This window comes from Acinetobacter sp. WCHAc060033 (assembly GCF_004209125.1).
Lineage (GTDB): Bacteria > Pseudomonadota > Gammaproteobacteria > Pseudomonadales > Moraxellaceae > Acinetobacter > Acinetobacter wuhouensis.
The window spans coordinates 1-9592 of the sequence record NZ_SGSW01000076.1 but is presented as its reverse complement, the minus strand read 5'-3'; the positions used below and the strand labels follow the sequence as shown (position 1 = coordinate 9592).

Genomic DNA, 9592 nt, shown 5'->3' with positions numbered 1-9592 from the left:
TATCACAGGCTGGCAAGGTCGAACGAATCAAGAGCAGCGTGATGCGGGAATGTTGATTTGGGGGGTGGACTGATGGATAGAAATGAAATGATCGTGTTGGTTGCATTTCTTTTCACGATGATGATTTTGGGTGTATTTGGGAAATAAGGGGCAATTATGAACGCAGTAGCAGAGAAGTTATCGAATTTGGAATGGATGGGTCAGCAAATGAGAGCGAAAACAGCAAACTATGAAATCTCTACTGCTTCGACTGGTGGTGATGCGCCTAATTGGGAGGATCGTTGCGGCGCTATAGCTTCAATTGAGGATAAGGCAACAAAGGCATATTGTGAGCTTTTGGTGTGGGGTGATTATCGGGATAACACTATGGCTTATCACACTTTGCATCACCACTTGGCAGCGATTTTATACGAAGCATTGGCAAAGGATGTGCAGCGCATTAGGTTTGATTTGAAGTCTTTTGCATTCAAAGTAGCAAAGATGGGTTTGTTTTTTAATTTGCGTGGAATTAATGGATTTACGATTGAAGAAAAATTAAAGTTTTTCGGATTAAAAGAAGTGAAGCCTGAAACCTATCGCAAGAATTATGTTTATTTGGAATTTATGGTTGAAAGCATACTGAATGACATGAAAGATGAGATTGATTTTTATACTGATATTTATCGAAAAGATATGCGAAAAGCTTAATTGACAAAATAACGGCATATAAGGTATTATTTTTATATTCTGGTCGTATTACAGCTTTCCGAGACCAAAACAGTTTTTGCTGCCCACTATTCCATCTAGTGGGTATTTTTTTGTCTAAATTTTATAAAGGTGCTTGTGACATGCACAAGTGATCAATTGAGGATTGACTCATGAAAGACCGTTAGCTTTAAAAGCAACTTGGATTTGTGACGTTTGCTAGAATAATGGTGAACTATAAGCGCAAACGGTGGGGTGCAGAAACCAGCCGTATAAATCGGTTTGAATCCAATGTGATTTCGTCACACATTGAGTTAGCCTCAGAGCCTTAAGTTGTGGGTGACTCCCCGCCAAAATGGAGTTGAAAGACACAGAGCAGATCAATAGCTAACTTTGAAATGTTTGTCGTGTTGAGTAGCGGTAGATCAGTTGCCGAGCTGATCAATATCGTAATCTGAGGCAGGGATGTGGCAGATCACCACGTCCTTTTTTTGATCTTGTAGCTTATTCAGTTAAAGCAGGTAAACAAGTCATATTATTCATACTCTAAGAAAAAGTCAGGAGTGGAGTTAACGACAAACAGGGCATTGGGAAAATTAAAAGCTGGTTAAATATGTGAGTAAAATATAGTAAAGTTGAATTAATGTGAAATTTACTACAAATAGTATTGCTCATTTTTAGATTCAGGATTAGAATATAAATCTTACTAGCATTAATTGCGCTGTTTGTTTTCTTTTTTATGTTTGTCTTAGCCTTTAGCTCAAAAAAAGACCCTGTAGTTTCTCCTAATCTACAGGGTTTATTTTGCGCTGTCTTCTTATTCATTTATTGGTCTTATATTGATTAGTATATAGCAACTTTTTTTACAAATGGAAAAATATTCAATATTTAAGTAATAAATACCTAATCTATAGCTTAGGTTCTACGGAATAGCCTTGGTATTAAATTTATTTAATTTGCTATTTTCTCTATGTTTAATTCCGAGTAATATACTTGGTATAGGTGGTCAGCCCCGATCGCCTATGTAATTTGATACCCACAATTTTCCCTTAAATTGTGGGTTTTTTATTGCTTAAAATAAAGCTAAACAAACACCTTTCGCTACGTTTCCTTTGTCTTTTTTGACAAAACCGCTGATATTTTTACTCAAAGTTTTCTATCAAATAGATGATTTTGAATAGGAATGTGGTGACATTTTCCCTGACATTGTTCGGGGTTTATTTTTTGGAGAATTGCATGCGTCGATTATTGGGAATGGTTATGGCTGCTTTCGGTATGTCTGAATCTCTAACTTCAAGAGAATTGAATCAAGCAGCTGATGGGTTAAATTCTTTATCTAGCGTACTGCGCTCAACTCAACCAAAAAAGTACAAATCAAAACCAAATCGAGTAAGCCAAGCAAAACGTCGTAAGTATGCGCGGCAAGGGCGGTAAGTTATGACAGACAGAGTTCAAGCAAAACAAGAATTAAAGCTCTGTTGCGATGAGCTTTCTAAATATCAGACATTGAGTAGAACTGGATTGACTCGTGGTGAGTTGATAGCGATTGATGAGATCATGATCAAATTGAAAGAGCGTATTGGGAATTTAAAACTTGTGATAAATGATTGATATTGCTTAGCTAAGTTGATAATTTATTGTTTCTAAATTAATTATAGGGATAATAATGAAACTTAAAGTTAGTTTGTTAGGTTTGGTTTTGTCATTTCAAGTACATGCGGGCTCAGATGTAATTGAAAAAAATCAAGCTTTGAATGTTGTGAAAAATTATGCTAATTCAATAGCTTGTGATACAACCTTTAATAAGGGGGAGAATGGTAAAGTTCAAACCACTATTAATGATGTTTATGTGATAAATAAAGATATCGATAATTGGGGGCAAAATGAGTTTTTCGTGCTGTGGGCTGGGGATCAAGCTTGCGCAGGTGGTAGTGGAACATATTACGCGACTCTTACTCAAGTAATTAAAATGTCAAAAAATAGACCATATATAGTTACTGGGGATTATCCGTTTGGTGAAGATGTAGATAAACACATCAATTACCGATTTATTAGTGAATTTAAGCAACTAAGTAACAATTTATTTAAAATTACGTCTGGAAAATTCGCTGAGGATGATCCGAATGCTGGCCCATCCTTGCAAGATTCTATAATTATTGAGAATAAAGAAGGAATGGGCTGGAAAGTCATTAGCTCAAAAGTTTCAAAACTTGAACTTTGAGAAATTAAAACCTCCTTCGGGAGGTTTTTTTTATTGAGTAAAACCATGGATCCATCCCAATACACTCAACTCACCAAAAAATCTGAAATAAAAAGAAAACCTAGAACTAGACCATTACCCAAAGCAACTGAAAAATATTTAGAAGCATTTGAGAGTTTTGAACATGCTTTAAATTTATTTGAAATTAAATACGAAAAGACATTTCAGTTTGAGTCTACAAAGCATTGGCGTTTTGATTTTCATTTAATTGAGCACAGAATTTTAGTTGAAATATCAGGTGGGCCATGGTCAGGTGGTCGTAAAGGCAAGTTGGCAAATAAAGCTTGGAGCATGGATCGTTATGATGTTGCTGAAGAGATGGGTTATACCGTTGTACGAATAGAGTCAGCACCAAGATATAAAATTCAGGCAGATGGACCACTGCAGGTTGAAGCTAATTTTTCGAGTCAGTGGTTGAGGAATTTGAAGAGGCATGTTTTAAATTAATTCGGTTGTTCTGAAGTCTAAATTTGCGTAAATTGTATTTGGTGCTTAAAGTACGGTATTATATTATTCATTCATAGTGTTTCTCACATTTAGGGTATACCCCATGAGTCATATAAACCCCGCTCCTGATATTAAGTATCTAAATGATACAATAGGGCAAAGTGGGAAAAAAAATTTAAAAAATGAAGAGTTTAAAAAAAGAAAATTAATTCATATTGTTAGAAGTTTGGCAGTAGATGACCCTATACAAGCGCAATGTCTTAAATCAAGTATTGAGGCTTACTATAATCATTATGATATAGCAGTTGATATATTGAAGAATGTATTGAAATTGACTAATAATCAATCTTACCTTGCATGGGAAAAATTACTGAAACTTTATATCGAGACAGCTGATATCGATGCTTTTATTACAACCTACCTATCAGCGTTGAAGCAAAAATTTGAGAATATTCAAGAGCTGAATGCTCTATTAGAACATATGGTGTCTACGTACCTTATTACAGATTCACATAATGATGCTCAATTGGATTTAAAATTAAGAGAGTTTGGTAAATATGGTGTGTATGAGAGAGTGCGCCAAACTCAACAGCTGGGTGTTTCTTTGCCTGTTTATAGAAAAATTATGGCATTATTTTATCAAGAGTTTTATGCACAATATAACGGTAAAACTCAGTCTTTCTTTAATTATGAATCCCAAGATTTAATCATAACTGTACATACAGCAATTGATAACGCTAAAGACTTATTTGACTTTAACAGCCATTTACAAGATGTCATTATGGCATGGTATGCAGAAGCTAATGACGGAGAGCAACAGCAAATAGAGAAAGTTGTGATCTATGTTAAACATAGTACTGCAATTGTACAAAAAGGTGAGATTGTTGCGTAAATGGATGTTCAAGACTTTTATATCGTTGCTAAAAATTTACATGATGCAAATACAGAAGAAAATGAGGCAATTAACCGTACTGTAGTTGGGCGTACCTATTATGCAGTCTATTTAGCTACACGAGATTGGATAGATCAACGCTTTCCTGATGAAATAGATGAAGCTGAGGGGAACTCTCATGAAAAGTACACCAGCTGTTTATTGGCGCTTCAACGTACACATATGGACTTGACTCTCAGTCGCTTTAGTCGAGAGTTAAAAACTCTTAAGGCGCAGCGACATTTCGCAGATTACAGTATTAATAAGAATGACCAGCAAACTTATATCAGTACGCAAGCAGCATTGCTACAAGGAAAGAAACTTTTAGATGATCTAGATATTTTAAAACAGAAGTATCCTTAGTTCGAAAGTTAAATGATTTAATAAAACTCACATTTTGTATGTGGGTTTTTTTTATGGGTGAAATATGGACCAAATCAGACCATTCCCACCGACTGACTTTATTGATCAGGCTGAGGAAGAAGAAGCAATACGACTTCAACCTGCACCTGATTTAAAAGAATGGGTTGTTGCGAATTGGCTTACTGTCGGTGGTCACTTACATAATCCCGATCATGATCATATTGCTGAGTTACTTCACGACAATGACGAGTTTCTAGCATTTGCATGGGCTTCATCTGCCGCCATGGCTAAAAAGCGTATGGTATTGGGCCAATGTGAAAAGGTCATGTTTAACCAAGGTGGTTGGAAGAAAGCACGACAAGAACAGCAGATGCGGGACTGGTTCGGCTTTGTGCCAGTGTACTTAATCACTGTCGATGCAAGCTTTTGTGAAAACTCGAATGATATTGAGTTTTGCCGTTTGATTGAACATGAGCTATATCACATCGGTGTTGAACGCGATGAAGATGGTGAACCTATATGTAGTGATGCGACTGGCTTGCCTAAGCATTATCTTGCTGGCCACGACGTAGAGGTGTTCTTTGGTGAGACTAAACGATGGGGCGCAGATGCAAACGTCAAACGATTATTGGAAATCGCAAAGAATGCGCCGTTTGTGTCTGAAAAAAGTATTACTGCGTGTTGTGGGACTTGTGTAATAGGTTAGTTTTAAATTTTTTTGCCCACTTACCTTGATGTACCTTGATGGATGGTGAGTTATGGCAAGACTGAAAAAAGTTGAAAAAGTCTTTATTGTTCGGTCACTTGCGCAGTTTATGACACCTACTGAAGTGGTTAAGGACATCAAGGAAAAATTCAACATTGATGTATCCCCACAGCAAGTGGAAACATACGACCCAACTAAGGTTGCAGGTGCTGAATTATCCCAAGAGTTTGTAGATTTATTCAAAGAAGCTCGAAAAGAATATATTGCCCAACCGCTTCACAACATCGTCGGTGCAAATGACATTGTTCAGTTGCAGATTCTTAGTGATCTACTGGTATCAAAGAAAGGCAATACAGTCTTAGCAATCAAGCTAATTGATCAGATTCAAAAGATCGTGAAAGGTCATTACGAGAAAAAGATAGAAATCACTGGCGCAAACGGTGGACCTATAAAAACAGAGAATGAGCAAAAACAACTAAAACCAACATTCACCCCAGATGATCTTGCAAAACTTACACCTGCAGAAATCTCTCGCTTAGCAATCACAGGTAAGTTATGACATACGCATTAGATGAAATCGCACCTCTAATTAAAGAGTGGACGATTAATACACGCTTGCCTGAGGTTGTTGCAGAAATGACGCGCCGTTACTACTACAAAGCAGTCATCGAGCAAAACGAGTTAAGCATTCAGGCTGAGATATACAAATGCAAAACAGATCTGATTCACTGGTTTAACAATTGGATTTGGACATATGATCCGCGTGGTATGGCTTTTGGGTTGCCTGCAAATATTCCATTTGTACTTAGACCTAAACAAGTTGAACTGGTTGATTGGTTGTTAGAACGTGAGAACACTCAAACACATGGCTTGATTGAAAAGAGTCGCGATGAGGGTATGTCATACGTTGTGTTAGGGTTTTACCTGCATCGATGGTTATTTGTTGAGGGTTTTGCAGGTGGTGTAGGGAGTCGTAAAGAGGAACTTGTGGATAAGAAGGGTGATCCAAAAACATTGCTTCACAAGTTTCGGGATATGTTCTCGAAAATGCCAGATTGGTTGAAACCTGAAAAGTTTGTTGAGAAAGTTCACGACAACTATATGCGAATACTTAACCCTGACAATGGTGCGACCATTACTGGTGAAGCGGGCGATAATATTGGTCGAGGTGGTCGTACTACAATGTATTTTCTTGATGAATGGGCATTCGTAGAGCGTCAAGAAGCTGTAGATGCTGCAATATCACAAAACACCAACGTACATATCAAAGGTTCAACACCTAATGGTATTGGTGACAGATTCTATCGAGATCGCTTTAGTGGTCGTTATTCAATTTTTACAATGCCTTGGCGTGCTAATCCTGACAAGAATTGGCAGGTTGAATTACGTGGCAAGTTGATTTACCCATGGTACGAAAAGCAAATAGCCACTTTAGATGATGTGGTTTTAGCGCAAGAGGTTGATATTAACTACGCTGCATCAGTTGAGGGTGTATTAATTCCAAGCGCCTGGGTTCAAGCCGCCGTGGATGCCCACATAAAACTTGATATTAGACCTTCAGGCGAACGAATTGGTGGTCTTGATGTAGCTGATGAGGGTAAAGATAAGAATTCATTTGCTGATCGTTATGGCGTCGTATTGCAGTACTTAGATACTTGGTCTGGTGTAGGTGATGACATCTTTGGAACGACGCAAAAGGCGATTGATATAAGCCTTGAGCGAAATTTGGATCATTTTCTATATGATGCAGATGGTTTAGGTGCTGGTGTGCGTGGTGATGCGCGCGTGATCAACGAGCTAAATCGAGAGAAAGGCATTCCTGAGATTGATGTAGATCCGTTTCGTGGTTCTGGTTCAGTATTTGAGCCAGATGAAGAAATGGTTGAAGCGCGTAAAAATATTGATTTCTTTGCCAACCTTAAGGCACAAGCATGGTGGTCACTCCGCTTACGATTCCAAAACACATATCGTGCGCTTAAAGGGATGGAATTTGATCCTGACTCAATTATTTCACTATCAAGTGAAGATATACCTAAGGCTGAATTGGAAGCTTTAACAACAGAATTGTCACAGCCTACATACACCAAAAATGGTGCAGGGAAAATTCTAATCAACAAACAGCCAGATGGAGCATCATCTCCAAACCGTGCAGATAGCGTGATGATCTGCTTTAGTGGTGTGCAAGGTCGCAAAGGTCTTAAACCATCTGGTGCGGGCAGTCGAGTTTTTTAATTCACAGGTAAATATATGGCAAAGTCAAATAAAGACAAAGCGTCAAAAAAGGCTTTGTCTAACGGGAGTTTATACTCTCAAGAAGCAGTAACTCGATTTTTAGTCAATTTTGGTCGTCAACCAGATACAGATGAGGTTCTCAGAAAGGCAGGTATTCAGCGACATAAGCTTAGAATCATGATGGATGATGATGAGATAGCGCAAACAATTGAAACTCGGTTAGATGCATTGCTTGCTGCACCTTTCAGACTTGAGCCAAATGATACTAAAGAGGCTGAATTATTAAGTAAAATGATTAAAGAATGGTATTACGAGATTGTTTCTTGTGGATTGAATGCATTATTTTTTGGTTACTCAGTTCAAGAGGCTGTTTATGAGCTTAAACCAGAAGGATATATCGGTATTGAATGGATTGGTGAAAAACCAATGCAATGGTTTGAACCTAAAAATGATGGACGCTTGATATATCGGCAAGATGGAACATCTATAGAACAAGAAGTAGATCAAGTATTTAAGTTCTTCTTAACTCGAAGAAAAGCTTCATTTGAATTTCCATATGGTAAAGCTTTATTAGCTACTTTGTATTGGTTGTACTTCTTTAAGCAAAATGGTTTTAAGTTTTGGGCTAAATTTTTGGAGCGTTTTGGAACTCCAATCTTACTTGGCAAGATCAAAAGCAAGAATACCACGACTACCGAAATGAATAACGCTTTACTGAGTGCTCATGCTCAAAGTGTTTTATCAATTGATGGTTTGGATGATGTACAGGTGCTTGGAACATCAGGGGCGAGTGGTACCGCGGGTGCTGCATTTGAATCTTTTAACAATCAATTGCTACGTCAAATCCAAAAAGTTGTATTAGGGCAAACCCTAACAAGTGGTACAGATGGAACTGGTAGTCGCGCACTTGGTCAGGTACATGAAAATGTCAGACTTGATAAACTCAAGTCAGATATGCGCCTAATTACCCCAACCCTTCAAGCGATTGTGAATGCATTATGCGCTTTAAATAACTGGGGCAAGTATGAGGTTGTTTTAGGTGAAAAACCTAAACCGCTGAATAAAGATCAAGCTGAGCGAGATGCACACCTTAAAAACGCAGGTGCAAACCTAACACCACAGTACTTTCAGCGTGAATATGGTTTGCAAGATGGTGATATTGCTGAGTCAACTATTCAGCCTCAAACACAGTTTAACGCACTGCCACGACGCGCATTTAGCTTTAAAGCCGATACTCAGAAACTTTCAAGTGAACAGCAGGAAGTTGAAGAGCTCACTGATTCACAACCAGCAGTTGAGTTGTTAAATCAAAAGCAAGTGAACGAGTTAATTCAATCAAGTAAATCACCTGAGGATTTAGCATCCAATTTAATGCAATTGATACCAAGTGCTTCACAATCTCAGTTTGCAGTTAATCTTGAGCGAGCCTTATATGCAGCAGATGTATTGGGTTATGTGACAGCTCAAGGTGAAAAGTAGTCTGGATTTTGTATTTGTGAGCTGTCATTCTTGTTGAGTGTTTAACTCAATAAGAAATAGCAAGATGAATTGTAAGTATTGCGGTGGAACAACTTTATTTGGTGTGTGTCAGGAGCGTAATTGTGGCGCTATACAACCAAAAGCAAAGAAGAAAGATAAGTCTGGAAGTAGAGCTAATGGTTGGAAAATCATCATTGGTATTATTATTTTTCTTGGTTTACTTCAATGGATTGTAAATTCAGTAAACAGTTTATTTAGATAACTTTTCGCTCATTATCGGAAAGTTTGCAGGTGAGCATATGCAACCAGTCACTTTCCTTGAAGCACTTCGATTTGCACATGAGCGAAAAATAGTGCTACCTGATGAGTTTTATTCTATGGATCTTAAAACCCGACAGTTGGCAACAACCGTCGGGTTTTTATCAAGTATTGAACAAGTAGAGACTGTTATTAAAGTGGTCAATAAATCAATTGCTGACGGTAGTACTTA

12 protein-coding genes and 1 pseudogene are annotated in these 9592 nt (G+C 37.8%); all 13 read left to right on the top strand.

Annotation, left to right across the window (positions count from 1 at the left end):
* Nucleotides 1–156 precede the first annotated feature (156 nt).
* A complete protein-coding gene (locus EXE10_RS19465; RefSeq protein ID WP_130114460.1) occupies nucleotides 157–687 on the top strand; it encodes a hypothetical protein in 531 nt (176 codons plus the stop codon).
* A 1233-nt stretch (nucleotides 688–1920) separates the two neighbouring features.
* Nucleotides 1921–2118: a hypothetical protein gene (locus EXE10_RS19460; RefSeq protein ID WP_228256866.1), complete on the top strand. Its 198-nt coding sequence runs from the start codon at nucleotides 1921–1923 to the stop codon at nucleotides 2116–2118.
* A gap of 3 nt (nucleotides 2119–2121) precedes the next feature.
* A complete protein-coding gene (locus EXE10_RS21600; protein WP_165383055.1) occupies nucleotides 2122–2295 on the top strand; it encodes a hypothetical protein in 174 nt (57 codons plus the stop codon).
* Between the two features lie 55 nt (nucleotides 2296–2350).
* Complete coding sequence (locus tag EXE10_RS19455) at nucleotides 2351–2905, top strand: hypothetical protein (RefSeq protein WP_130114459.1); 555 nt, start codon at nucleotides 2351–2353, stop codon at nucleotides 2903–2905.
* Between the two features lie 45 nt (nucleotides 2906–2950).
* A complete protein-coding gene (locus EXE10_RS19450; protein WP_130114458.1) occupies nucleotides 2951–3391 on the top strand; it encodes a hypothetical protein in 441 nt (146 codons plus the stop codon).
* A 103-nt stretch (nucleotides 3392–3494) separates the two neighbouring features.
* A complete protein-coding gene (locus EXE10_RS19445) occupies nucleotides 3495–4283 on the top strand; it encodes a hypothetical protein (protein ID WP_130114457.1) in 789 nt (262 codons plus the stop codon).
* Nucleotides 4284–4685, top strand: a complete 402-nt coding sequence (locus tag EXE10_RS19440; RefSeq protein WP_130114456.1) for a hypothetical protein — start codon at nucleotides 4284–4286, stop codon at nucleotides 4683–4685.
* A 64-nt stretch (nucleotides 4686–4749) separates the two neighbouring features.
* Nucleotides 4750–5391, top strand: a complete 642-nt coding sequence (locus EXE10_RS19435) for a putative metallopeptidase (protein WP_130114455.1) — start codon at nucleotides 4750–4752, stop codon at nucleotides 5389–5391.
* A 52-nt stretch (nucleotides 5392–5443) separates the two neighbouring features.
* Complete coding sequence (locus EXE10_RS19430) at nucleotides 5444–5950, top strand: DUF2280 domain-containing protein (protein WP_130114454.1); 507 nt, start codon at nucleotides 5444–5446, stop codon at nucleotides 5948–5950.
* Complete coding sequence (locus EXE10_RS19425) at nucleotides 5947–7623, top strand: terminase (RefSeq protein ID WP_130114453.1); 1677 nt, start codon at nucleotides 5947–5949, stop codon at nucleotides 7621–7623. The genes EXE10_RS19430 and EXE10_RS19425 overlap by 4 nt, the downstream gene beginning before the upstream one ends.
* A gap of 15 nt (nucleotides 7624–7638) precedes the next feature.
* On the top strand, nucleotides 7639–9102 hold the full coding sequence (locus tag EXE10_RS19420) for a phage portal protein family protein (protein WP_130114452.1): 1464 nt from the start codon (nucleotides 7639–7641) through the stop codon (nucleotides 9100–9102).
* Between the two features lie 64 nt (nucleotides 9103–9166).
* Nucleotides 9167–9364, top strand: coding sequence for a hypothetical protein (locus EXE10_RS19415; RefSeq protein ID WP_087554264.1), 198 nt, complete (start codon nucleotides 9167–9169; stop codon nucleotides 9362–9364).
* 37 nt (nucleotides 9365–9401) lie between these two features.
* Nucleotides 9402–9592 (top strand): annotated as a pseudogene (locus EXE10_RS19410) (phage head morphogenesis protein); the annotation flags it as partial.

Coding starts and splice junctions, on each gene's coding strand:
- EXE10_RS19465 (WP_130114460.1), top strand. CDS start 157: ATGAACGCAGTAGCAGAGAAGTTATCGAATTTGGAATGGATGGGTCAG.
- EXE10_RS19460 (WP_228256866.1), top strand. CDS start 1,921: ATGCGTCGATTATTGGGAATGGTTATGGCTGCTTTCGGTATGTCTGAA.
- EXE10_RS21600 (WP_165383055.1), top strand. CDS start 2,122: ATGACAGACAGAGTTCAAGCAAAACAAGAATTAAAGCTCTGTTGCGAT.
- EXE10_RS19455 (WP_130114459.1), top strand. CDS start 2,351: ATGAAACTTAAAGTTAGTTTGTTAGGTTTGGTTTTGTCATTTCAAGTA.
- EXE10_RS19450 (WP_130114458.1), top strand. CDS start 2,951: ATGGATCCATCCCAATACACTCAACTCACCAAAAAATCTGAAATAAAA.
- EXE10_RS19445 (WP_130114457.1), top strand. CDS start 3,495: ATGAGTCATATAAACCCCGCTCCTGATATTAAGTATCTAAATGATACA.
- EXE10_RS19440 (WP_130114456.1), top strand. CDS start 4,284: ATGGATGTTCAAGACTTTTATATCGTTGCTAAAAATTTACATGATGCA.
- EXE10_RS19435 (WP_130114455.1), top strand. CDS start 4,750: ATGGACCAAATCAGACCATTCCCACCGACTGACTTTATTGATCAGGCT.
- EXE10_RS19430 (WP_130114454.1), top strand. CDS start 5,444: ATGGCAAGACTGAAAAAAGTTGAAAAAGTCTTTATTGTTCGGTCACTT.
- EXE10_RS19425 (WP_130114453.1), top strand. CDS start 5,947: ATGACATACGCATTAGATGAAATCGCACCTCTAATTAAAGAGTGGACG.
- EXE10_RS19420 (WP_130114452.1), top strand. CDS start 7,639: ATGGCAAAGTCAAATAAAGACAAAGCGTCAAAAAAGGCTTTGTCTAAC.
- EXE10_RS19415 (WP_087554264.1), top strand. CDS start 9,167: ATGAATTGTAAGTATTGCGGTGGAACAACTTTATTTGGTGTGTGTCAG.